22 protein-coding genes are annotated in these 23,900 nt (G+C 41.9%); 13 read left to right on the top strand and 9 right to left on the bottom strand.

Annotated features, from left to right (window positions below; genetic code table 11):
- Positions 1 to 120 precede the first annotated feature (120 nt).
- Genes Q0037_RS02210 through xrtF form a run of 7 tightly spaced genes read right to left on the bottom strand, consistent with a single transcriptional unit; the run spans position 121 to position 6,226 of the window.
- A complete protein-coding gene (locus Q0037_RS02210) occupies positions 121 to 465 on the bottom strand; it encodes a heavy-metal-associated domain-containing protein (RefSeq protein ID WP_297514797.1) in 345 nt (114 codons plus the stop codon).
- A 32-nt stretch (positions 466 to 497) separates the two neighbouring features.
- Positions 498 to 2,504: a TonB-dependent siderophore receptor gene (locus tag Q0037_RS02205; protein ID WP_297514793.1), complete on the bottom strand. Its 2,007-nt coding sequence runs from the start codon at positions 2,502 to 2,504 to the stop codon at positions 498 to 500.
- A gap of 50 nt (positions 2,505 to 2,554) precedes the next feature.
- Positions 2,555 to 2,971, bottom strand: a complete 417-nt coding sequence (locus Q0037_RS02200; RefSeq protein WP_297514790.1) for a hypothetical protein — start codon at positions 2,969 to 2,971, stop codon at positions 2,555 to 2,557.
- Positions 2,972 to 3,023: 52 nt separating this feature from the next.
- Positions 3,024 to 4,379 carry an MBL fold metallo-hydrolase RNA specificity domain-containing protein gene (locus Q0037_RS02195; RefSeq protein ID WP_297514787.1) on the bottom strand — a complete coding sequence of 452 codons (1,356 nt, stop codon included), beginning with the start codon at positions 4,377 to 4,379 and terminating at the stop codon, positions 3,024 to 3,026.
- 7 nt (positions 4,380 to 4,386) lie between these two features.
- Entirely contained in the window at positions 4,387 to 5,214 is an 828-nt protein-coding gene (locus Q0037_RS02190; RefSeq protein ID WP_297514784.1) for an ATP cone domain-containing protein, read from the bottom strand.
- A gap of 39 nt (positions 5,215 to 5,253) precedes the next feature.
- A complete protein-coding gene (locus Q0037_RS02185; RefSeq protein ID WP_297514781.1) occupies positions 5,254 to 5,658 on the bottom strand; it encodes an exosortase F system-associated protein in 405 nt (134 codons plus the stop codon).
- Positions 5,659 to 5,671: 13 nt separating this feature from the next.
- Positions 5,672 to 6,226, bottom strand: coding sequence for an exosortase family protein XrtF (xrtF, locus tag Q0037_RS02180; protein ID WP_297514778.1), 555 nt, complete (start codon positions 6,224 to 6,226; stop codon positions 5,672 to 5,674).
- A gap of 71 nt (positions 6,227 to 6,297) precedes the next feature.
- Between xrtF and Q0037_RS02175 the strand changes: the two genes are divergently transcribed.
- The 6 genes from Q0037_RS02175 (at position 6,298) to rpe (ending at position 13,237) form a co-directional block, all read left to right on the top strand.
- A complete protein-coding gene (locus tag Q0037_RS02175) occupies positions 6,298 to 6,753 on the top strand; it encodes a GAF domain-containing protein (RefSeq protein ID WP_297514775.1) in 456 nt (151 codons plus the stop codon).
- Positions 6,754 to 6,852: 99 nt separating this feature from the next.
- Complete coding sequence (rpsO, locus tag Q0037_RS02170) at positions 6,853 to 7,122, top strand: 30S ribosomal protein S15 (RefSeq protein WP_297514772.1); 270 nt, start codon at positions 6,853 to 6,855, stop codon at positions 7,120 to 7,122.
- Positions 7,123 to 7,252: 130 nt separating this feature from the next.
- Positions 7,253 to 9,478, top strand: coding sequence for a polyribonucleotide nucleotidyltransferase (locus Q0037_RS02165; protein WP_297514769.1), 2,226 nt, complete (start codon positions 7,253 to 7,255; stop codon positions 9,476 to 9,478).
- 84 nt (positions 9,479 to 9,562) lie between these two features.
- Positions 9,563 to 10,891 (top strand): hypothetical protein, encoded by a 1,329-nt coding sequence (locus tag Q0037_RS02160; RefSeq protein WP_297514767.1) that lies wholly within the window; start codon positions 9,563 to 9,565, stop codon positions 10,889 to 10,891.
- Positions 10,892 to 11,183: 292 nt separating this feature from the next.
- On the top strand, positions 11,184 to 12,047 hold the full coding sequence (locus Q0037_RS02155; RefSeq protein ID WP_073363102.1) for a sigma-70 family RNA polymerase sigma factor: 864 nt from the start codon (positions 11,184 to 11,186) through the stop codon (positions 12,045 to 12,047).
- A gap of 530 nt (positions 12,048 to 12,577) precedes the next feature.
- On the top strand, positions 12,578 to 13,237 hold the full coding sequence (gene rpe, locus Q0037_RS02150; protein WP_297514764.1) for a ribulose-phosphate 3-epimerase: 660 nt from the start codon (positions 12,578 to 12,580) through the stop codon (positions 13,235 to 13,237).
- A 26-nt stretch (positions 13,238 to 13,263) separates the two neighbouring features.
- On the opposite strand, the gene Q0037_RS02145 is transcribed toward rpe, so the two are convergent.
- Entirely contained in the window at positions 13,264 to 13,683 is a 420-nt protein-coding gene (locus Q0037_RS02145) for a CBS domain-containing protein (protein WP_297514762.1), read from the bottom strand.
- A 68-nt stretch (positions 13,684 to 13,751) separates the two neighbouring features.
- Positions 13,752 to 14,750 carry a GntR family transcriptional regulator gene (locus tag Q0037_RS02140; RefSeq protein WP_297514759.1) on the bottom strand — a complete coding sequence of 333 codons (999 nt, stop codon included), beginning with the start codon at positions 14,748 to 14,750 and terminating at the stop codon, positions 13,752 to 13,754.
- A gap of 98 nt (positions 14,751 to 14,848) precedes the next feature.
- On the opposite strand from Q0037_RS02140, the gene Q0037_RS02135 reads away from it, so the two are divergent.
- From Q0037_RS02135 to Q0037_RS02105, 7 genes are all read left to right on the top strand, one after another.
- Positions 14,849 to 15,892 (top strand): aldose epimerase family protein, encoded by a 1,044-nt coding sequence (locus Q0037_RS02135; protein ID WP_297514757.1) that lies wholly within the window; start codon positions 14,849 to 14,851, stop codon positions 15,890 to 15,892.
- A 4-nt stretch (positions 15,893 to 15,896) separates the two neighbouring features.
- The gene (locus tag Q0037_RS02130) at positions 15,897 to 16,967 is read left to right on the top strand and encodes a glycosyl hydrolase 53 family protein (RefSeq protein WP_297514755.1); all 1,071 of its coding nucleotides are present in this window, start codon (positions 15,897 to 15,899) and stop codon (positions 16,965 to 16,967) included.
- An 11-nt stretch (positions 16,968 to 16,978) separates the two neighbouring features.
- Positions 16,979 to 17,983 (top strand): glycosyl hydrolase 53 family protein, encoded by a 1,005-nt coding sequence (locus tag Q0037_RS02125; protein ID WP_297514752.1) that lies wholly within the window; start codon positions 16,979 to 16,981, stop codon positions 17,981 to 17,983.
- 4 nt (positions 17,984 to 17,987) lie between these two features.
- Complete coding sequence (gene galA / locus Q0037_RS02120; RefSeq protein WP_297514749.1) at positions 17,988 to 20,393, top strand: beta-galactosidase GalA; 2,406 nt, start codon at positions 17,988 to 17,990, stop codon at positions 20,391 to 20,393.
- Positions 20,394 to 20,399: 6 nt separating this feature from the next.
- Positions 20,400 to 21,572, top strand: a complete 1,173-nt coding sequence (gene galK / locus Q0037_RS02115) for a galactokinase (protein ID WP_297514746.1) — start codon at positions 20,400 to 20,402, stop codon at positions 21,570 to 21,572.
- Complete coding sequence (locus Q0037_RS02110; RefSeq protein WP_297514743.1) at positions 21,569 to 22,615, top strand: UDP-glucose--hexose-1-phosphate uridylyltransferase; 1,047 nt, start codon at positions 21,569 to 21,571, stop codon at positions 22,613 to 22,615. The genes galK and Q0037_RS02110 overlap by 4 nt, the downstream gene beginning before the upstream one ends.
- 1 nt (position 22,616) lies before the next feature.
- A partial coding sequence (locus Q0037_RS02105) for a sodium/solute symporter (RefSeq protein WP_297514740.1) occupies positions 22,617 to 23,900 on the top strand: 1,284 nt, incomplete at its 3' end.

The raw sequence follows: 23,900 nt of genomic DNA, 5'->3' as shown, positions 1-23,900 counted from the left end.
ATTTTCCAAAAGGAGTCTTAATTTTTTGGCAGAATACTGATGCATTTTACGCTCCATAAAACCGAGAGCACAACAACACTATTTTAAGGCCTATTTCATCGTCATCAAAACGTCAATCATTTAGTTGACGCGTTCATACTTACAACAATGGTGTAGTTTTTCATAGACCTCATCGGGGGCCTTATAGGAGCCGATTACATCATGCCCGATGGCAGCAATGGCTTTTTTTACCGTATCGAGACTTGTTTTTTCCTCGTTGATGATCAATTGCATCTGGTGCGTCTCAATATTCCATACGGCTGATTTAACTCCTTTGACTGCATAGGCCGCTTTTTCAATGCGATGTTTACAAGTTTCACAATTACCATTCACTTCAATGGTATATATAGCATTTTTGTTCTTTTTCTCTTGCGACCATCCTTGAATGGAAAACAAGGCCATCATTAATATCAGTACATTTTTCATACTAGTTGCGATTTAAAATTCGTTTTTTTAATTTATAAGACTTTGTAGCGTAATCCGGTGTACACCATTCGGCCAAAAACAGGAGCATAGATAATGGTGGCATCAAAATTGGGTCCGAAGGGCGCATCTGCTCCCAGAATAGCTCGCTCTTGCTGGTAGTTGAATAGATTTTCTACCCCTACATACACCTCAATCGATGAAGAAAACACTCGGGTCACTTGTGCATTGACCAAGGAATACGAAGGTGAAAAATTACCCAATTGCTCCGATGCAGGGTTGTTTCCAGTATAGGGCAATTGTTGAATACCCATCCAGTTGTAGGTGGCATCCATTTTCCATTGTTGGTGCTTTTCTGTGAGTGCTGTTTCATACTCAACATTGGAAAAGAAACGATTTCTAGCTTGTAGCGGACGTTGAAATCGGCCCGCCAAATAGTCGGTAGCCACATCATAAAATTTAAACGCATTGCGAATATTCAACCGATGTAGGGGTTCGAGATCAAATTCAACTTGAACACTATTGGCATACGAACGACCCTGTAAATTGTAAAAAATAACCTGTTGCGCATTTTGCATTACATCGACGACTACCTGGTTTTGAAAATCGGTGCGGTAGGCATCAATAGTAAAAGCAGCGTTTTTGTTAAATACGCGAAACTTCTGGGTAAAACTAACCCCATAATTCCAAGCGATTTCAGGATCTAAACCGTACAATGAACCCCCTGAATTTTGCACCACAAATTGCCGGGAACTGTTGAATAACGTTTGGTTTTCTGCCCAAATATTGGCGGCTCTTTTTCCCCGACCTAGCGATAGGCGCAACACCCCAAACTCCCAAGGATTGTAGCGCAAATGAAAACGTGGGGTAAAAAACACCCCTAAGCGATTATGATAATCGATACGACCTCCTAGAATATAACTAAACGTTTTCCCATTATCAAAGGTATACTCAAAAAAGGTTCCAATGGCGTTGTCGATGCGACTGTAATCGGCGGCATCCAATACTTCGGTGTAGCGGTCTAACGTTAGATTGATTCCTGTTGAAAATTTGTTTCGGGTATTTTCGATAATGGAGTTAAAAATAAAATTGGAATACAAACTTTGTTGTTTCATGGCATAATTGCGTAAGCCAAAATACGAGGATTGATGATGATATGAAAAGGCATTCTGAAACCCCAAACTTTGGTAAGGCATTCCTTTGAATACATACCCCGACTTGGTGGTTACATCAAAGCGTTCGGTATTTATTTCAGATCCCCAACGTTGGGTCGTTCCACGATGATGGTGGGGATGAAAATCGACTTCACCCATCTGCTTTTGATCATTCAAATACTTTAGGTTAAAAAAAGATACCCAACCGGTTTCGGGATTGGTATATTGCCAACGATTGGTTACATTAAACTGCTGCCCCAAGGGATTATCGAGAAATCCATCATCGTTCATGTCATTTTTCCCTACACGGGCATTGCCATGAATGAACAAACTTGACGCCCAATGTTTTCCTAATTTGGTATTAAAATGGGTATTTAATTCATAGCGGTTTCCATTGTCGGCATAGGCATTGAGGAAAAAGGGAATATCTTTTATGGGTTTTATCAATTCGGTATTGATTTGCCCAGAGATACTCTCATAGCCATTGACAACACTGCCGGCTCCTTTGGTAATTTGTATACTTTCTACCCAAGTTCCTGGAATAAAGGAAAGTCCATAAATTTGACTGGCTCCCCGTACAGAGGGAATATTCTCCTCAGCTATAAGAATGTAGGGGCTCGTTAATCCGAGCATTCGAATTTGCTTAGTTCCGGTAAGAGCATCCGAAAAATTGACATCAATAGAGGGATTGGTTTCAAAACTCTCGGCAAGATTACAACAGGCGGCTTTGAGCAACTCTTTGGAGGTTACTACAGCAGTGTTGGTTGTTTTGGATAAGGATTTTTGAATGCTTCGCGACTTTCCTTCTACTTTGACTTCCTCCAATTTTTGTTGGCCAAAGGTCATCGCAGAAATGCACAACGCTACTACAAACGTAGGTGTTTTCATAAATGCAATAATTTATTATTTGACAAAAGATATAAGAGTCAAATAATAAATCAAGCGTAAAATAATCGTTGGGAAAAGCGCTCGTACAATGGCGGTCCATGCGCATCGCAATAATACGCTAAAATTGGTTTTTTATGAACCGTATGTATCGGCAAAAAACAAGATAAAAAGAGGGCGTTATTACTTTCAAAAGCAAGTAATTCAGGCGTAATATCTTTAACTAGTAACTTTTCGGAAGTGTCTTTGAACTTGAATTTTTTATCTTTGCAACAAGACATTTTTTCGAGAGTTGTTGAATCTTCACCACAACAATTGTCTTCCATTTGTGCGGCAAGTTCAGTGAACCCCAAAACGGTTTTAACAGAGGCTACTTCCCCAGCACAATAATGCACATGCAAGGAAACTCCCATTTGAGCAAACCCAATCAGTAATGCAAGCCAGAATGTGAAAATCCTATTCAAAACCATTGCACAAAAGTAGGTAATTTACACTTGTATTCTGACAATAGAACGTTAAAAATCAAATGGTAATGGAGCTCCCGAGTTGCGGTATATGAACTGACCAACCATAGGTTTCTTGAATTTTTATACGCAAGGCATCGGCAGCTTCATTTTCTCCATGAACTAAAAAAAGCTTTTGGGGGGGCTTTTGTATTGCACTCAACCATTGGAGCAAACCCGTTTGATCGGCATGTGCAGACAGCCCTTCAATTTCATAAACAGTGGCCTCAACTGGAAAATATTTTCCAAACATTTTAAGTTCTTTTGCTCCCTCCAATAATTTACGGCCGCGGGTTCCTTCGGCTTGATACCCAACCAAAACAATTGAGGTCTCAGGACGCTCAAGATATCGCTCAAGATAACTTAGTATTCGACCCCCTGTTAGCATTCCACTAGCAGCTATAACCACTTTGGGGCGTGCATCATAAATGGTTGCTATTGTTTCTTTGTAATTGGAAATAGATTGAAACATATGACACATGGCCTCACATTCGTGTAGGGGTAATTTATGTCCCTGCGAATGATTTTTAAACAGTTGCAACACACTAATTCCCATTGGGGTATCTAAAATATAGGGGATATTTGGTATGCGATTTTCCTCTTTTAATTGCCACAATAAATACATCAATACTTGAGCCCGTTCAACTGCGAAACTGGGGATTAAAACAGTCCCTCCTTTCTCGAAAGCAGCATTAATTATTTCCTGCAAAACATCTTTTACTACCTCAACGGGATGAATACGATTGCCATAGGTACTCTCTAAAAAAACAAAATCTGCTTTTTTAGGTCGTATAGGCGCCCGCATTAAATCATCATTCTCACGACCAATATCCCCAGAAAAAACAAGTGTCTTTCCTTCTAATGTAAGTTGAATCGAAGACGCTCCAAGAATATGTCCTGCCCCAAAAAAAAGAGCTGAAATTTCAGGATTGAGAGCGATTACGACATCTTCTTGAATAGAATGCATCAATGGAAATACCGCTTCGGCTTCTTCAACAGTATACAGCGGGCGGGCGACTTCATGTTTTGAAAAACCTTCTTTATTCGCGCGCTCGGCTTCCTCTTCCTGAATCTTTGCGCTATCCAACAATATCAACTTAGTAATATCACGTGTAGCTGGAGTACAGAGAATTTTACCCTCAAAACCTTGAGTAACCAAAAGAGGAAGCCACCCGCAATGGTCGAGATGGCCATGGGTTAGTAATACAAAATCAATCGTTTTTGGCAAAACAGGTAGCGGCTGCCAATTCAATTCCCTAAGATTTTTTAATCCTTGAAAAAGTCCACAATCAACGAGGATTCGAATTCCCTCCGATTCGATTAAGATTTTTGACCCAGTAACGGTACCCACACCGCCCAAAAAAGTTACTTTCATACTGCCATTAGGTTTTGGTTAATTCACGGATTTCTTGCAAAACATTTTTTATCCGCTGTGGACTGAGTCCGATAGTTTCCAACACATGGGATTGATTGGGCAAGTCGGACACCAAAATAACGCCTTGAATCAACACCTTTTCCTTTTCGACTACTGTTAATGTGGTCAAACAGGTTATTGGGTACAATCCTTCACGATCGATGAGATGACGAATATTTTCATGAAGGGGATAATCCCAACTCAATAAGGTTAGTCCGCTACATGTTCCGAAAGTTAAAGCGTCTGTCGTAAACCGATTATTGGTCACTAAAATACAAGCTGTTATAGAGTGGGAGTGGCCAAACACCTTGTGTTGCAGCGGCTTAATATCATTAAAACGGGAAAGAATGTACATGGGCACCTTTACATCTGTTACTGCAAGTGGCGTGGCATGAAACTTACATTCTATCATGGCCGTAATTTCATTTTTTTGAACCACAACATCGATTTCATGGGTAACACAAGTTCCCTGCAATAAACAATTCACCTCCGCTTGGTATCCTTGTCTTTCAAAAAGTCTTGCGATAAACTTTTCAAAGAAAAAACCTGCTGGCCCTAACATTTGCAAAGCTGCCTTTAAATTATATCGTGCCGCATGAGAACTAGATTCTTTTTTGAGTAAAGAAAATGCTAGCTTGTAAATCTTACGTGTACTAATACCATCATAGATTGATTCGCTAATTTTTTGAACTACGTTATCGACCAACGTCGCTTCGGCTCCAGAGCGGAGCATTGACTTACGAAGCTTTTCACGATCAAAATCAACATAATGCCCCGATTGTTTTACCACTTTCATACCCTTACATTTATGTATTAAAGGTACGAAATAATAAAGCTATCGATGTTTATTTTGATAATAAAATGCAGGTATAAAAAGCAACAGAAAAAGGGGTTGAATTAAAAAGCGTCGAACATAAAAAATTAGTAATTTATGGGTATCGCCCGATGTATCGTAAAGCAAAAAAAAGGATGCACCCAAAATGAATCCCAAACCAACATACAAATACCCTACAAAACGCAATTGTTCTCGACTGCGAAATACTACAAATAAAATCGCCATAGAGACCACTGAATTAAGTCCATAACGAAGGAATAAATGCAACCCATAGCGAACGGATTCTATTGGAGGAAGAGGCTGATTTTGATAATCATTTTTAAAGTAGACCAAAAGTGGATCATAAAACCATTGCGCCTCACCCGCTCGAATACACAATAGCAGCCCAACGAGGAAGGCAATCAAAAACCATTTAAACTTATTTTGTGGATGGTGCTGCATAATTGGAAAAACGATTAACCCATACCATCCAAAGTAAAAAAACAATACCATAAATCACCATTGGAAACAATACGCCGTGTAGTGCATGTTCGTAGGCTGGAAAATGATAGAGTGCGATGGCTAGCAATGCAATTCGTAAAATATTTGCCAAGTGAATTATTCCTATTCCGAGTGGTACAAACCAAAGGGTTCGTTGCCACGTTCCGCGAAAAGCCAATACAAAAGCAGTGTACAAAATCATCACACTTACGGCATTACACCCTTCAATTATCCGTGCAATCCAGGTATTATGATAAAACAATTTAACGCCAGCCTCTTTAAAATTGGGAGCGGTGTAGGCGGTATCATCAAAAATCTGCAACACCCATTTGGACTGATCTGCTACCTGATAGGTTATGTAATCCACTTCTTTTTTGGACGAATCATATTGCTGAAGATATCCTTGGTACATTAGAGTCAATAGAGCATACGATACGATAAATCGCAGTAAAAAAAATAAAAAAGGCCGATAAACCGAGAATAAGGATTTCAAAGGGTGTTTTTAACAAATTTTAGGTAAAAATACGAAAAGCCATTGGTTACTTTTGCAAAAAAATACTGCAAATGCAATTTGAAGATTTACACCCCGAAGTTGTATCGATTTTATCGCAACCCGCTAAAACACGTGAAGAAAAGTTACAAGAGCTTTGTGCGCTTTTAAATAAAAAAGTATCCTACTACAATTGGGTGGGATTTTACTTTGCCAATCATGAAACGCGCACCCTTCACTTAGGACCCTATGTAGGTGCTGCAACAGACCATACCGAAATTCCTTTTGGGAAAGGCATTTGTGGGCAAGTCGCCGAATCCAATGCCAATTTTGTGGTTCCCGATGTTTCGGCCCAGGATAATTACATCGCTTGTAGTTTTACGGTTAAATCAGAAATCGTAGTTCCCTTGTTTGTTCGCGGTGAAAATATAGGTCAAATCGACATCGACAGCCATGTCCTTGATCCTTTTTCTGACGCAGACGAACGTTTCTTGGAGTTTGTAAATCAAGAAGTTGCCAAATTATTTTAATTCCTTTTTTTTATTTGTCAAATTCAAAAATAAGGCTACCTTTGCACACGTCTTGGGAAAGACCCAAGCTACATAATAATTATTTAAAAAAATATTAGCATGTATTTAACGAAAGAAGTTAAACAAGAAATCTTCGCTAAACACGGAGGAAAATCAGAAAACACGGGATCAGCTGAAGGGCAAATTGCCTTATTTACCTTCCGTATCAACCACTTAACTGAACACTTGAAAAAAAATCGTCACGATTTCAATACAGAGCGTTCCTTGGTGAAATTGGTAGGTAAACGCAGAAGCTTACTCGATTATCTTAAAAATAAAGATATCAATAGATATCGTGAGATTATCAAAGAATTAGGTATTCGAAAATAATACTAAACGAAAGAGGTGCCTGCGCGCCTCTTTTTTTTAACCACCATTAAAAAAAAGTTTCAGTTTTTCATTGGGTTACAACAACTAACAACAACACAACTAACCTTAATTAAAAACAGGATTAAATTTTATGATTCCAAAAGTAACCCAAGAAACCATTACTTTGGCCGATGGAAGAACCATCACCATTGAAACCGGGAAACTTGCCAAACAAGCCGATGGTTCGGTTGTTGTTCGCATGGGCAATTCTATGCTATTGGCCACTGCCGTATCGGCACGCACGTCCAATCCCGGAGTAGACTTTTTACCATTAACGGTTGATTACCGTGAAAAATTTGCCGCGGCGGGTCGTTTCCCAGGTGGATTCTTCAAACGTGAAGCACGTCCCAGTGACGCAGAAGTGTTGACCATGCGTTTGGTTGACCGCGTATTGCGTCCGTTGTTCCCTGATGATTATCATGCTGAAACCCAAATCATGATTCAATTGATGTCGCATGATGAAGAGGTAATGCCCGATGCATTGGCTGGATTGGCTGCTTCGGCTGCGCTGGCCGTTTCTGACATTCCTTTTTACAACTTAATTTCGGAAGTTCGTGTAGCCCGTGTCGACGGAAAATTGGTCATCAACCCAAGTCGCACCGATTTAGAGCGTTCAGATATCGACATGATGATCGGTGCCTCTATGGATTCTGTTGCGATGGTAGAAGGAGAAATGAAAGAAATTTCAGAGGCCGAAATGATTGAAGCGATCAAGTTTGCTCACGAAGCCATCAAAATTCAAATTCAAGCGCAAGAGCGATTAAGAGCCGCTGTTGGTTCTCCAGCATACCGCGAATATGAAGGTGAGGTTGAAGATGAAGAGGTTTACAAAAAAGTTAAAGCAGCTTCGTATGACAAGTATTATGCTATCGCACAAGAAGCTTCTGCAAAAAGCGAAAGAGGCGAAAAGTTTGCTGCAGTGAAGGAAGAAGTAAAAGCGCTTTTTAGTGAAGAAGAATACGCCGAAAACCCCGATTTACCAGGGTTGGTTGGTAAATACAACTACAAAACACAAAAAGAGGCCGTACGTAATGTGATTTTAGAAAAAGGCATTCGTTTAGATGGAAGAAAAACAACTGAAATCAGACCTATTTGGTGCGAAACAGATTACTTACCTTCTGTTCACGGATCGTCTTTGTTTACCCGTGGGGAAACACAAGCCTTGGCAACAGTAACCCTTGGAACGTCTCGCGAAGCCAATGTGATTGACAATGCCTCTGAACAAGGGGAAGAAAAATTCTATTTACACTACAACTTCCCTCCGTTCTCCACTGGAGAAGCCAAACCCTTACGTGGAACGTCGCGTCGCGAAGTAGGTCATGGAAATTTGGCACAACGCGCCTTAAAGAATATGATTCCTGCCGATTGTCCGTATACCATTCGTGTGGTTTCAGAAGTATTAGAATCCAACGGTTCCTCATCGATGGCAACGGTTTGTGCTGGAACAATGGCACTAATGGATGCGGGAGTTCAAATGATTAAACCGGTTTCTGGTATTGCCATGGGATTGATTACTGACGGACAAAAATTTGCTGTCCTTTCCGATATTTTAGGAGATGAAGATCACTTGGGTGATATGGATTTTAAAGTAACGGGGACTGCAGACGGAATTACCGCTTGTCAAATGGACATCAAAATTGATGGATTGCGCTACGACATCATGGAGCAAGCCTTGGAGCAAGCACGTGAAGGCCGTATGCATATTTTAGGTAAAATTACTGAGACCATCGCTACACCAAGAACAGACGTTAAAGATCACGCTCCAAAAATTATTACCCGAACTATCCCAGGTAACTTTATTGGTGCACTTATAGGTCCAGGTGGAAAAGTAATTCAAGAGTTACAAAAAGCATCGGGTACTACCATTGTAATCAACGAAGTGGACGAGCAAGGTATTGTAGAAATCCTAGGCACAAGTCCGGACGGCATCGCAATGGTATTGGCTAAAATCGATTCCATTATTTTCAAGCCCGAAATTGGCGAGACCTATGAAGTTCGTGTCATCAAGATGTTGGACTTTGGTGCGGTAGTTGAATATACCCAAGCGCCAGGAAATGAAGTATTGCTTCACGTTTCTGAATTGGCATGGGAGCGCACTGAAAAACCCTCTGATGTGGTGAATATGGGCGATGTGTTCCAAGTGAAATACTTGGGTATTGATCCCAAAACACGCAAAGAGAAAGTTTCTCGCAAACAATTGTTACCACGTCCTCCGCGTGATGAAAATCGTCCTCCGCGCGAAGACAAACGCTCAGAAGGTGGCCCGCGCAAGCCTTTCCCACCGAAAGGTGATGCTAAAGAAAATCAAGAAGGTTAATTCATTTCTTTTTTTAGATAGAAAACCCCAATCCGTTGTGATTGGGGTTTTTGTTTTTAAGTAATTTTTAGAAATTGTTTTGCGATGACGCAACCTCTGCACATTTTTATCGTCATTCTTGGAAACAATGCTATGAAATCCTTACCAAAAATTAAACATTTTATCCTCCTTACTTTATTGATACTCGGTGCAGAGAGTTGTAATAACGAACCCGCTGATCGTACCGTACCGACCATCGGATATCAAAATGAGCTCTTCAAACTCATGTTAAACACTACTTCACAAAATGGTGACCCCATGAAGGAACAAATCTGTATTGATTTTGTATATCCTTTTCAACTGTTGGTGTACAACACGAATCGCGAACCGGTGCAAAACTTGACCATGATCGATGACAGTACGTTGTTTCAAACATTAGTGGATTTACCCTTAAATCATACCATCAGCATCTCATATCCGATTGAAACCACCGATTCCAATGGCAATGTAATTAGTATTAACAACGATGATGAACTGTTGATTTCGCTGCGTTCGTGTTCAGATGAAAGTGTTATTTCGTATGTGAATGGGCAATTTTGCACCCCTACGAGTTGCGTAACAAAAATTCCATACCTGCCTGATAATCCCGATAATGAATATGCTGGCGCTATTTTCTATGCCAATCCAGATGGTACCATTACCTTACGCCACTTGGGCAACAACTATTTAGGGACTTGGACGGTGATGATTATCAATCGAAAATCGTACATCAACATTAACTTTGCGGGTATTAATCCCATCGCGACCTATTGGAATAAAAGTTACCACTATTTGGGCTTTGTGGGACCGTATAGAAAGCTCTCCTATTCGGGAGGAGAGCGGTTTTTTCTTCAGACGTGTAATGAAGTTCTGCCTTATCAAGTGGGTGATTTCGGCCCTTCGGGAGGGATTATTGCTTACGATAAAGGAAGTTATTCGGAGGGATGGCGTTATATGGAAGTTGCTCCCAATAATTTGCCCGTGGGCGAATGGGGATGTGTCACCTCCAATTTGATGAACGCCCAATTTGATGGTGTGGGTAGCGGATATCAAAACTCGGTGGCTATTGCCAATTTTCACGAATCGTTGAACCAATATGCGACGAATCCGGGGATTTGCAGTACGTTGAATAATGGAACTGTAGCCGCATTATCGGCCTTAACGAGTGATTTTGGGGACCAACGCGACTGGTGTTTGCCTTCGCATGATGAGTTAAAACTGATATATGACAATTTGCACGTGAACGGGACCGGTGGATTTACAGCGATTCCCTACTGGAGTTCAACCGACACGGGAACGCCTCAGGCAAAATGCATTGATTTTAGTACCGGGGCGACCGTTTTACTTCCTAAAAATACAGCCAATGTTGGCACACGTTTAGTGCGCTATTTTTAAGTATTGAGAAAAAGTTATCCCTCCTACTTCATGGATTCATTATCTTTTCATTAAGCGCAGGAAGTGCATGAGGGGGAGAAGCGGCATCCTGCCCCGACGCAAGGAGGGGCAGATACAGCGGATGACCCGGCCCTGATTGCGTATGACAATGTTTGTTATCGTCAACAAAAATTCTGGCCATCGGGGCGTGCCCAAAAAATAAAAAAGAAAATAAAATTCAAAACTTGTAACTTTTAGGAAACTCGTTACGTAAAAACACCTGAACACTTAATTATAATAAGGAGAAAACGTAATGAGACAACTCAAAATCACCAAGCAGGTAACCAATCGTGAAACTGCTTCCTTAGACAAATACCTTCAAGAAATCGGTAAAGTCGATTTGATTACTGCCGATGAAGAAGTGGAATTGGCACAGCGCATTAAAGCCGGTGATCAACGTGCACTTGAAAAACTTACCAAAGCTAATTTACGTTTCGTTGTATCTGTAGCAAAACAATACCAAAACCAAGGATTAACCCTTCCTGACTTAATCAATGAAGGAAATTTGGGGTTAATTAAAGCGGCGCAACGTTTTGATGAAACCCGTGGTTTTAAATTCATCTCGTATGCGGTTTGGTGGATCCGTCAATCGATTCTTCAAGCCTTGGCCGAGCAATCGCGTATCGTTCGTTTACCGTTGAATAAAATTGGTTCGATAAATAAAATCAATAAAATGTACGCCTTACTGGAGCAATCAAACGAGCGTCCACCTTCCGCTGAGGAAATCGCTAAGGAGTTAGACATGACCGTAAATGACGTAAAAGAGTCCATGAAAAACTCGGGACGTCACTTATCGATGGATGCGCCTTTGGTAGAAGGGGAAGATTCTAACTTATACGACGTATTGCGTTCGGGAGAATCACCGAATCCCGATCGTGAGTTAATTCATGAATCGTTACGCATTGAAATCGAACGTTCATTAGAAACCTTAACACCAAGAGAAGCTGACGTTGTGCGTTTGTACTTCGGGTTAGGAGATCAACACCCGATGACGTTGGAAGAAATTGGAGAAACTTTCGACTTAACGCGTGAACGTGTTCGCCAAATTAAAGAAAAAGCCATCCGACGCTTGAAACATACGTCACGAAGCAAAATATTAAAAACGTATTTAGGATAATACAAACGTTTCAAGAATAAAATTTTTTGGGTAATCAAACAACCTAATCCTGAAATTTCGGGGGAAACTTGAAACTTATTTAACGCAACAACAGTCCACGACTGTTCGTTTTTTGATTGATGATTGAAACTCCGGCTGATTACCGGAGTTTTGTTTTTTTAGGGCAAACAAAACCCGGTCTGTTCGCTTCCAGCTCGAGTTTTGTTTCACACCGTTCGCATGCTGCTCGGGTCCGGAGTTTTGCTTTTGTCATTGCGAGCTTTTTAAGCGAAGTAATCTTATCTTATACCTCATTACTTATACCTCATTTTTTGGGCGTGTCCTTTCAGGCCAGGCTTTCGCACTCGCTTTTTTGTAGTGTTTCATTGCATTACACACTACAAAAAGAGCTCAAACAATTGCTCAATCCTTCACGCAAACCAGTAATAAAAAACATTTATTTTTCTTAGCGAACTTTGCGACGAACCTTTGCGGTCTTTGCGGTTAAAATTTTACCTTTGCCAAAACATCACTAACTCACTACATCCACAATGAAAAACACTCTCATCGCTCCTTCGGTATTGGCAGCAGATTTTGCTAATCTACAACGCGATATCGAAATGATTAATCAATCGGAAGCAGATTGGTTCCACATTGACATTATGGACGGCGTTTTTGTTCCCAATATTTCATTTGGAATGCCTGTTTTGGAAGCCATTCAAAAACATGCTAAAAAAACCATTGATGTGCATTTAATGATTATCGATCCTGACCGATACATTAAAACCTTTGCACAACTTGGCGCCAACGTGTTAACAGTACATTACGAAGCTTGCACCCATTTGCACCGCACTCTTCAAGCCATCAAAGCCGAGGGAATGCAAGCAGGAGTCGCTTTAAATCCGCATACCCCTATTGAAGTTTTAAACGATTGTATTCAAGATATTGATTTGGTCTGTTTGATGAGTGTGAATCCCGGTTTTGGGGGACAATCGTTTATCGAAAATACCTACAACAAAATTATCCGTTTAAAACAACTGATTGCAGAGAAAGGCGCAAAAACCTTAATCGAAATCGACGGTGGAGTAACCGACCAAAACGCAAAACAATTGGTTGCTGCTGGCGCGGATGTTTTGGTGGCAGGGAGTTTTGTCTTCCGCGCTGAAAATCCGATAGCAACGATTCAAAATTTGAAATCAATCACACAATGATACTAAGGCTTCTTCGGGAGCCTTTTTTAATACTGTGCCAATAAGTATTTGATCAAATCGGTTGTGGTCACAATTCCAACCAATATTTCATCCAATACGACAGGCAAGGCGTGAAACTCGCGTGAGGCTAAAATTTCGGCAACCTCCTGAATGGTAGTTTCTGGCGATACGACAACCAAATGGCGCGCCATCACTTGTTCTATCGAAAACATATTGAACACCGTAGTGTCTACCTCCATAGCTTCTTCGTCAACGGCATCGACAAAAGAAATGCGCAACAAATCGGTAAGACTCAACATCCCAACAATCGTATTGCCTTGCACCACGGGAATGTGGCGGATGTGATGCTTTTTAAACAACGCCTCTGCTTTCGTTAAATCGTCTGTACTGTTGAGTTTAATTACATTTTTGGTCATAATCGTAGCGACCGGCACATGATTTTTCATAAGAATTTCAATTAATTTATCCCTTAAAGGTAGTTGATACATTAATGAAAGAATATGATATAAATCAGTTATAACGATTGCCGCAATAACAAACGACTTGGATTTTCCTCCTGAATAAATTCTTGGGTATGCACCCACTCTGCCAAACGTTTACCCATCGCTGAAAAATCGGTCGAAATCGTCGTTATTCCTCGGGCTACCACTTTTTTTAATGGCGTATCATTGTAGGAGATTATGCCCACATCGCTACCTATTTCCAATCCGTATTCTTGTGATTTTTCTACCACACGAACCAAATCCCGATCGTCTGGGATAACAAACACCGTTCCCCGTTCCAATTGCGAAAGCTCAAAGTGCGATTGAATGGCATAGTGTTTTCCAAAATCACGACAAAACTGCTCAAAACCAGTGACCATCCCCAAAGGCTCCTTCTGACCAGGGAACAACAATACGATTTGGGTATAAGGCTCCAAACGCGAAGCTGCCAATGTCAAAGCCGAATACATGGCCCGAACAAAATTTTGATAAATACTGGGATACTGCTGTAAACTGGGACGCGTTTGGTCTAAAATCAATACATCCTGCGATGGTAATTGTGCAATGACTTCCTCTACTCCTTCCATATTAGAGGGCATGATAATGTATTTGAAATAACTTCCCGCCGCATCGTCAATCATTTTCCGAAACAATCCTAAATTAAAATGATGAAAATAAATATCCACTTGTGCTTTATCACCTAGAGCGTCTAAGAACGCATTATAAATATCTTCTTTAAAGGCATTCCATTCGTCAAACAATAAAAAATAGCGCTGTGTATAAGTTAGATCCTCACTTTTTACAAAATATCCTTTCCCCAAATGAGCGTAAATAACCCCTTGCTTTTTCAATATTTCATAAGCCGTCAAAACGGTATCACGCGAGACCCCGTTTTCCAAACACACCTTGTTCACGGAGGGTAATCGATCATGTTTTCGCCATTTCTTGGTCACAATCGCTTCCTCTACGGCAGCTACTATTTGCCTATAAATGGGCGTAACGGACTGTTTATCTATGTGTATAATGCGCATTTTTAAAAACCGGTAGGGAATAAAACAAAAACTGGTAGGTACCGGTATGTAATTTACAATAAAGTCGACTAATTTTGATAATCCCAAAAAAAATCAGGATGAAATCGTCACATTCGCAAATACAGTCGACTACGGGAGCGCAATTTTTCGGGACAACGCCTTTGGGTCAAGATGTGTATTTGCGCACCATTCGCAATCAAAATGGTATGGAACTTTCTGTAGCCGATTTTGGAGCGACGATTACTCGTTTAAAAATTCCAGTGAATGAACTGTATGCGGTCGATGTTGTCCTCGGTTTTGAATCGATCGACGACTATATGCAATCGTTTTCCTCACCCAACCCACAATTTATGGGGGCTGTAGTGGGACCGTTTGCTGGGCGAATCAATCAAGGTAAAGCACCGCTAAACGGCGAAATCATTCAACTGGAAACCAATGCCGGATTGCACCATTTGCATGGCGGCTCGACCAACCTAAGCAATCAATTGTGGCGGTTTAAATCGGTGACTTTTGGTGAAAACCCGAGTTTGACCTATACCTTTACCTCGGCGGCAGGAGCAGGGAACTATCCGGGCATTCTAACCTTGTGGGTAACCTACCAACTTCTGGAAAACAACACCCTTAAAGTAACCTTCAAAGGAACAACAACTGCAGATACTTTTATTAATCTCACCCAACACAGTTATTTCAATTTAAACGGACACGACGCTTCGATTCATGGCATGCAATTGCAACTTTATGCCCCACAAAAATTGGAGACTACCCCGGATTTGATTCCCACAGGAAATCGTATTTCCGTTCGTGATACTGCCGAAGACTTCATGCAACTTCGGGATTGTCCAAAAGCGTGTGATACTACATTTATCCTCTCCAATGCCCATGCAGCGACTTTATACAGTCCTAAAAACCAATTACGCATGGATGTTTTTACCAATCAACCTGCCGTGCATGTTTATGTTGGCGGAGACTGTTTTGACAGCATCAAGGGTAAAGAACAAGCTGCCTACCATAGCCTAAGCGGCATCTGTTTTGAGACTCAAAAATTTCCCGACGCCCCCAATCACCCGCATTTTCCAAATACTGTAGTACGAAAAGGCGAACCCTATTTACACGAAACGTTATTTCAATTTCAAATACAATAAGCGTATGAAAAAGTTACTCTCTTTATGTAGTTTTATCTTTCTTTTTTCTTGTTCGAACAATGAAGAAAATGCAGGTTCAACTCCCCCCCCCGAACCGACTTTTTATCGGGCTACGGATGCTTCTTTTATTCCGCTTATCGAAAGTGAAGGTACAGTATACAAAAATAATGGGATGGCTGAAGACCCCATTCTCACCCTCAAAAACGCGGGTTGCAACGCCATTCGCATTCGCCTTTGGCACAATCCAGCTGGCGGACACAGCGGATTTAATGAAGTAAAAACTTTTGCACAACGCATCAAACAAGCGGGACTGAAAGTTTGGATCACCGTACACTATTCTGATACTTGGGCCGATCCTGGACACCAAACCAAACCCGCAGCCTGGCAGAGTATGGATTTTAACAGCTTAAAAAATGTAGTGATTAGTTACACCACACAAATTGTCAACGAAATTCAACCCGATATCATTCAAATTGGAAACGAAACCAACGACGGTATGCTTTGGCCAGAAGGACGCCTTTCGACACAAGAAAATCAATATTTACAACTTGTAAATGCGGCTTGTGGAGCCGTTCGTTCGGCCAATCCTGCCACAAAAATCATGCTTCATTTTGCGGGTTTAACAGGAGCTGATTGGTATTTTGGAATAGTAGCTCAAGTTGACTATGACTACATCGGTCTCTCCTACTACCCTATTTGGCATGGAAAAAGTTTGGTCGATGTACAAAACAAGATGAATGCTTTGGGCAACTTACATAATAAAAAAGTCATGCTGGCGGAAACTTCCTACCCTTTCACCCTTGGCTTTGATGATTTTACCAACAATGTGGTGGGACTAAACAACCAATTAATCCCCGGTTTTGACGCCACTCCCAATGGCCAACGCGGCTTTTTCTCAGCCATCAAAAACATGGTGAATCAATCGCCCGTAGGTATTGGATTTTGCTATTGGGGCGCCGAATGGGTGGCGTTTCGGGGACCCACAGCGACCAATGGATCAAGTTGGGAAAATCAAGCCTTATGGGACTTTAATCAAAATGCTTTGCCTGCGATGAGCGTGTTTAATGCCAATTAATTGATTGAAAAATGAAAAAGCTATTCACAACGCTATGCCTGTGGGGTACTGTAATGGCTTGGGCGCAAGAACCCTTTTTTGCCAAAGGAGCCGATGTGAGTTGGCTACCCCAAATGGAAGCCAGCGGCATCACCTTTAAAGACCCGCAAGGCCAACCCAAAGACTGTTTGCTTATTTTAAAAGAATTGGGCATGAATAGCATCCGATTGCGCATTTTTGTGAACCCTAACAACGACAAAACCAGCGGCCATTGTAGCACTGAAGAAACGGTGGCTATGGCGCTTCGGGCGCAAAAATTAGGCATGCGCATCCTTATCGATTTCCATTACAGCGATTCGTGGGCCGATCCTGCCAAACAAAACAAACCCAAAGCTTGGGAAAATCTATCATTCCCAAAACTATGCGATGCCGTTTACCAACATACGCTTGATGTACTTACTGCCCTCAAAGTGGCGGGCATCACCCCGGATTGGGTTCAAATTGGCAATGAAATTCCAGGCGGAATGCTCTGGCCCGACGGCAGCACCCAACATTGGAACCAATTGGCACCACTCCTCAATAAAGGATATGACGCCACCAAAGCCGTAAATCCCAACATCAAAGTGATCGTGCATGTGGATGAAGGAAATAATATTGAAAAATTCAACACCTTTTTTGACCAAGCCACGCAGCACCAAGTGCGTTATGATATCATTGGACTCTCCTACTACCCTTTTTGGATAAAAAAGGATTTCAGGGAAACTATCACCGATTTGGAAACGAATTTGATTACCTTGTCTAAAAAATACAATAAAGATGTCATGATTGTTGAAGTAGGCGGCGAGGTCTCCAAAGTTGACAATACCTTTCAATTACTAAAAGCTACGCTAAATGCGGTACGAAAAGTTCCTAATCAGCGTGGTCTGGGTGTCTTTTATTGGGAACCTCAAGGCGTTCAAAGTTGGAGTCACTACAGCTTAAATGCTTGGTTGGAAAATGGCCAGCCTTCCCCCGCTTTGGACGCTTTTAAAAACTAAACCTATGCAAAAAACGCTATTCTTCCTAGGAATATTGGGCTGTATTTGCTTTTCAACCCAAGCGCAACGTGTCACCAAACTCGATAGCGATTGGCGCTTTCATTTCGGACATGCAGCACTACCCGAAAAAGATTTCAACTATAGTCTGGCTACCATTTTCTCCAAATCGGGAGGCGCTGCACAAACCGCTATTGATCCGAAATTTGTAGATACAACTTGGACCAAAATCAATATCCCTCACGATTGGGCCGTAACCTTGCCTTTTGTGTACGATCCAAGTTATGAAGTGGAATCACACGGCTACAAACCAGTCGGCGGACGGTTTCCAGAAACCAGCATCGGCTGGTATCGCAAGCACTTTACCATTACCCCACAAACCGGACTCGACCGCTATGCATTGCAATTTGATGGCATCTTTAGAAATGCTTCCGTATGGCTCAATGGGTTTTATGTAGGAACCAACCAAAGTGGCTATGTAGGCATCACCTATGATGTAACCGACTACATTCAATTCGATAAAGAAAATGTATTGGTTGTTCGCGTGGACGCAACGCAGTATGAGGGTTGGTTCTATGAAGGAGCAGGCATCTATCGGCATGTTTGGTTGCATCAATTTAATTCCCTGCATGTGGCTGATGGGGACTTTTTTGTTCATTCGAAAATAGAGGGTAAAAAAGCAACCGTAACCCTTGAAACCACAGTGACCAACAAAAACTTTTCCCCTACCTATTGTACCGTTGCAACCTATATTACCTCTCGTGATGGAAAAATACTAGGGAAGTCGAGCGATCAGAAACTCAACTTGATGACCAACCAACAAGGCACAATCAAACAAAAAATTACACTCAATAATCCGCTTCTTTGGGACATTGACAATCCGTACCTATACCGAGCGGTAACCGTTGTCAAACAAAATGGAAAAATCGTCGACCAACAAAAAACCAAGTTCGGAATTCGTAGCGTCGCATTTGACGGTAAAAAAGGATTTTTCTTGAATGGAAAACCTCTTAAAATTAAAGGAACCAACAACCACCAAGACCATGCAGGGGTGGGCAGTGCTTTACCCGATGATTTGCAGTATTACCGTATAAAACTACTGAAAGAAATGGGTTCCAATGCCTACCGCGCCAGTCATCATGCCCCTACGCGCGAACTCCTAGAAGCGTGTGACAGTCTCGGCATGTTGGTGGTCGACGAACAGCGCCTGTTGAACAGCAGTGCGGAATATTTGGATCAATTCACCCGACTAATCAAACGCGACCGCAATCATCCTTCGGTATTTTTATGGTCAATTGGGAATGAAGAAGGATGGATTCAGAAAAATGATTTTGGTAAAAAAATTGCCCTTACTTTACTAGCCAAACAACGGGAACTTGATCCTACACGTACCAGTACGTATGCCGCCGATATGGGGAACGAATTTCCGGGAGTGAATGAAGTCATTCCGATACGCGGATTCAATTACCGGCAGTTTGCTATAGCCTATTATCACAAAGACCATCCGGAACAGCCGCTGGTAGGAACCGAAATGGGCAGTACCGTAACTACCCGCGGTATTTATGAAAAAGACCCCTTTCGAGCTTATGTTCCCGATCAAGATATCACAGCACCTTGGTGGGCGAGCAAAGCCGAAGATTGGTGGCGACTGGCGGCCGAAAACGACTATTGGATGGGTGGCTTTGTTTGGACAGGATTTGATTATCGTGGAGAACCTACACCCTACAAATGGCCCAATATCAATTCGCATTTTGGCATCTTGGATATGTGTGGTTTTCCAAAAAACATTTATTATTATTACAAAAGTTGGTGGACTGATGAGGAAGTAATGCATATTTCTCCCCATTGGAACTGGACGGATAAAGTGGGGCTACCTATTGAAGTTTGGGTCAACACCAATGCCGAGGATGTGGAGCTTTTTTTAAATGGAAAAAGTTTGGGTAAAAAAATCATGCCCCGCAATAGTCATCTGAAATGGTCGATTCCTTTTGAACCGGGAAAACTTGAAGCGGTTGGGTATAAAAAAGGAAAACGCATCACTGCACATGTAGAAACTACCGGAACGCCCCATCGCGTTATCGCCACATCCAACCGTGTGCAATGCCAAGCTAACGGCACTGACGTTATCGTTGTCAACCTTTCAATTGTCGATGCAGAAGGCCGTGAAGTGCCTGTAGCCGATAACCGCGTCCAATTTGAACTCACAGGAGAGGCCAAAATCATTGGTGTTGGGAACGGCGATCCAAGTTCGCACGAACCCGATCAATCTTCAAATGGCATTTGGCAACGCAATGCATTTAATGGAAAATGCCAAGTAATTATTCAGGCGGGAACTATCGCAGGACCAGTGGTGTTAAAAGCATCGGCCAATGGCCTACAAACGGCAATCCTAACATTGACCCAAAACAAATAAGCCTTCATGAAAAAACAACTTGTACGTCACACCCGCGAACATTTTCAACACCTTTATCATCAAGCCCCTGACGCCATTTTTCTATCACCAGGACGTATCAATATCATTGGGGAACACGTAGATTACAATGACGGTTTTGTTTTGCCTGCCGCCATCAATAAATACGTTTGTTTTGCCCTGCGAAAAACCAACAATGATACCATTTCTTTTCATGCCAAAGACATCAACGAATCCTATTCGCTCTCGATTCACGACAATTTGGTCCCTGTTGAAACCATGTGGGTCAATTACCTTATAGGCGTTTTGGACGAACTCAAGCGTCGGAATAAAAAAGTATCGGGATTTCAAATGGCATTTAGCAGCACCGTACCCATGGGATCGGGTCTTTCCTCGTCGGCAGCTGTAGAATGCGGATTGGCTTTTGCTCTAAATACGCTGTTTGACCTTGGGCTTTCCCGTCAGGAGATTGCCTTGATTGGCCAACAAGCAGAACATCGTTTTGCAGGCGTAAAATGCGGTATTATGGATCAATTTGCTTCTGTTTTTGGCAAAAAAAACAAGGTCATCAAACTCGATTGTACTACTTTGGATTATTCCTATTATGATGCCCATTTGGGGGACTACAGTTTGCTACTTTTGGACAGTTGTGTCAAACACACACACCTCACTTCAGGTTATAATGACCGAAGAAATGAAGTGGAAGTGGGTATAAAAATGATTCAATCACATTATCCAGAAGTACACACCTTTCGCGATTGTTCGTTGGAAATGATTGAAAATCTCAAAACCGAATTAGGCGATATCATTTACAAACGCTGCCTTTTTGTCGTCAAAGAAATAGCCCGTGTTGGTCAAGCCGTTGCGGCATTGCAAGCCAAAGACTTTTCTTTGTTGGGACAAACGATGACCGAAACGCACTGGGGACTCTCCAAAGAGTATGAAGTTAGTTGCCCAGAAATTGATTTTTTGGTCGAAACAATGGTGCAACACGAAGGTGTTTTAGGAAGCCGAATGATGGGCGGAGGCTTTGGAGGCTGCTCTATTAATCTAGTTCCAAAAATTCAAGAAAAAACAATTATCGCCTCGATGAAATCGGCGTATTTTGAAAAATTTGGTATCCATTTGAACTACTACCCTGTAAAAATTTCAAAAGGAACCACCCAATACCAAAAAGCATGATGGTTTTTGATCGAAACAAACACCCGCACCGTCGCTATAATCCCTTGTTGGGAGAATGGATTTTGGTTTCACCACAACGGGCCAAACGTCCGTGGCAAGGACAACATGAAACTGTTGTTAACGACACGCTACCTTCTCATGACCCCTCGTGCTATTTGTGCGCAGGAAATACACGTGCCAATGGAGAAATTAACCCTGAATATTCGGACTGTTTTGTCTTTGACAATGACTTTGCCGCCTTACTGAATCAGGAGGTAGAAAATACTACTCCTCCTGATTCTTTTTTTAAACTGCAACCGGAGCGCGGCATCAATCGCGTCGTATGCTTTTCCCCATACCACCATTTGACTTTGGCCGAAATGAACGTAATGGCCATTGAAAAAGTCATTGCCACTTGGCAAAGCGAATACCAACAATTAGGGCAACTGGATTACATAAACCATGTTCAAATTTTTGAAAATAAAGGCGCCATCATGGGATGCAGCAATCCACATCCCCACGGTCAAATCTGGGCACAATCGTCACTTCCTACGCAAGTAGCCAAAACACATGAGCATTTGACTCGCTATTACCAACAAAACGGAACGAATCTGCTTTCCGATTACATTCAGGCAGAAATACGGGCCGAAGAACGTGTGGTCTATAGCAACGCTCATTGTATCGTTGTGGTACCCTTTTGGGCAACATGGCCTTATGAAACCCTTTTGCTCCCGAAGCGAACAATTTCGAACATCCTTGAATTTACTGCTGAAGAAAAGGCCTCATTTGCCGAAGCCATGAAAGTGCTTACGGTGAAATACGACAATCTTTTCCAAACGCCGTTCCCCTATTCGGCAGGAATGCATCAAGCCCCTACCGATGGAATGCATCACCCCGAATGGCACTTGCACATGCATTTTTACCCGCCATTACTGCGTAGTGCCTCGGTTAAAAAATTCATGGTAGGCTACGAAATGCTCGGCGAAGCACAACGCGATATCACGCCCGAGCAAAGTGCTTCTATCCTTCGGGAAACCTCCAACCAACATTATAAACAAACGTAGTATGAAAACATTAGCTACCCAAGATTACATTGTCTTTTTCCTTTATTTTATCCTTATCGTAAGCTACGGAGGCTACATTTATTATAAAAAGAAAAAAAAAGAAACCGATAGTAAAGACTATTTCTTAGCCGAGGGTTCACTCACGTGGTGGGCGATTGGTGCTTCATTAATCGCCAGCAATATCAGTGCTGAACAGTTTATTGGCATGAGTGGTAGCGGATTCAAAATGGGATTAGCCATTGCTACCTACGAATGGATGGCCGCATTTACCTTACTCCTTGTAGCTGTCTTTTTCATTCCCGTGTATTTAAAAAATAAAATCTACACCATGCCGCAGTACCTGCACCAACGGTACAACGGTCAAGTAGCCATGATTATGTCGGTATTTTGGCTTTTACTGTATGTCTTAGTCAACCTTACCTCCATTTTATACCTTGGCGCCTTGGCTATCAGCAGCATTTCGGGGTTAAACCTAACGCTCTGTATGATCGGTTTGGCTGTTTTTGCCCTTATGATTACTCTTGGTGGCATGAAAGTAATTGGTTACACCGATGTGATTCAGGTGTTCTTTTTGATTTTGGGCGGACTCGTGACAACCTATCTTGCGTTGAATTTAGTCGCCGAACAATACGGTACAACTGGCGTATGGAACGGTTTCTCGCTGATGAAAGAGAATGCCTCCGATCATTTTCACATGATTTTTGACAAAACCAATCCGAATTATATGGATCTCCCAGGCTTGTCGGTACTGATTGGAGGAATGCTCATCATCAATTTGAACTATTGGGGCTGTAACCAATACATTACGCAGCGTGCCTTGGGCGCCGATTTGAAAACGGCCCGTGAAGGGATCTTGTTTGCTGCTTTTTTAAAATTACTTATGCCGATTATCGTTGTCATCCCAGGCATTGCTGCCTATGTATTGCATCAAAACGGCTACTTTGGTAACGAATTGATGCAAGACGGTAGTTTAAATCCAGACCGCGCCTATCCTACGCTATTGAACTTACTCCCTGTGGGATTGAAAGGACTCTCCTTCGCCGCACTAACCGCCGCTATTGTGGCCTCATTGGCAGGGAAAGCCAACAGTATTGCGACTATTTTTACCTTGGATATTTACAACAAAAACCGAACGCAACCCGCATCTGAAGCGCAGTTGGTAAAAGTGGGGAAACAAGTAGTCATCGCCGCATTACTCATCGCTATCCTCGTGGCACCCTTTTTAGGGATCGATAAAAAGGGAGGATTCCAATACATTCAAGAATATACCGGTTTTGTGAGTCCC

It is taken from the genome of Flavobacterium sp. (assembly GCF_027482425.1).
In the GTDB taxonomy this organism is placed as follows: Bacteria; Bacteroidota; Bacteroidia; order Flavobacteriales; family Flavobacteriaceae; genus Flavobacterium.
This window is presented reverse-complemented; position numbering and strand designations above follow the sequence as displayed.

What these genes read in the sequence shown, in the direction of transcription:
- Q0037_RS02210 (WP_297514797.1), bottom strand. Translation starts at nt 465, where the DNA reads ATGAAAAATGTACTGATATTAATGATGGCCTTGTTTTCCATTCAAGGA.
- Q0037_RS02205 (WP_297514793.1), bottom strand. Translation starts at nt 2,504, where the DNA reads ATGAAAACACCTACGTTTGTAGTAGCGTTGTGCATTTCTGCGATGACC.
- Q0037_RS02200 (WP_297514790.1), bottom strand. Translation starts at nt 2,971, where the DNA reads ATGGTTTTGAATAGGATTTTCACATTCTGGCTTGCATTACTGATTGGG.
- Q0037_RS02195 (WP_297514787.1), bottom strand. Translation starts at nt 4,379, where the DNA reads ATGAAAGTAACTTTTTTGGGCGGTGTGGGTACCGTTACTGGGTCAAAA.
- Q0037_RS02190 (WP_297514784.1), bottom strand. Translation starts at nt 5,214, where the DNA reads ATGAAAGTGGTAAAACAATCGGGGCATTATGTTGATTTTGATCGTGAA.
- Q0037_RS02175 (WP_297514775.1), top strand. Translation starts at nt 6,298, where the DNA reads ATGCAATTTGAAGATTTACACCCCGAAGTTGTATCGATTTTATCGCAA.
- rpsO (WP_297514772.1), top strand. Translation starts at nt 6,853, where the DNA reads ATGTATTTAACGAAAGAAGTTAAACAAGAAATCTTCGCTAAACACGGA.
- Q0037_RS02165 (WP_297514769.1), top strand. Translation starts at nt 7,253, where the DNA reads ATGATTCCAAAAGTAACCCAAGAAACCATTACTTTGGCCGATGGAAGA.
- Q0037_RS02160 (WP_297514767.1), top strand. Translation starts at nt 9,563, where the DNA reads ATGACGCAACCTCTGCACATTTTTATCGTCATTCTTGGAAACAATGCT.
- Q0037_RS02155 (WP_073363102.1), top strand. Translation starts at nt 11,184, where the DNA reads ATGAGACAACTCAAAATCACCAAGCAGGTAACCAATCGTGAAACTGCT.
- rpe (WP_297514764.1), top strand. Translation starts at nt 12,578, where the DNA reads ATGAAAAACACTCTCATCGCTCCTTCGGTATTGGCAGCAGATTTTGCT.
- Q0037_RS02145 (WP_297514762.1), bottom strand. Translation starts at nt 13,683, where the DNA reads ATGAAAAATCATGTGCCGGTCGCTACGATTATGACCAAAAATGTAATT.
- Q0037_RS02140 (WP_297514759.1), bottom strand. Translation starts at nt 14,750, where the DNA reads ATGCGCATTATACACATAGATAAACAGTCCGTTACGCCCATTTATAGG.
- Q0037_RS02135 (WP_297514757.1), top strand. Translation starts at nt 14,849, where the DNA reads ATGAAATCGTCACATTCGCAAATACAGTCGACTACGGGAGCGCAATTT.
- Q0037_RS02130 (WP_297514755.1), top strand. Translation starts at nt 15,897, where the DNA reads ATGAAAAAGTTACTCTCTTTATGTAGTTTTATCTTTCTTTTTTCTTGT.
- Q0037_RS02125 (WP_297514752.1), top strand. Translation starts at nt 16,979, where the DNA reads ATGAAAAAGCTATTCACAACGCTATGCCTGTGGGGTACTGTAATGGCT.
- galA (WP_297514749.1), top strand. Translation starts at nt 17,988, where the DNA reads ATGCAAAAAACGCTATTCTTCCTAGGAATATTGGGCTGTATTTGCTTT.
- galK (WP_297514746.1), top strand. Translation starts at nt 20,400, where the DNA reads ATGAAAAAACAACTTGTACGTCACACCCGCGAACATTTTCAACACCTT.
- Q0037_RS02110 (WP_297514743.1), top strand. Translation starts at nt 21,569, where the DNA reads ATGATGGTTTTTGATCGAAACAAACACCCGCACCGTCGCTATAATCCC.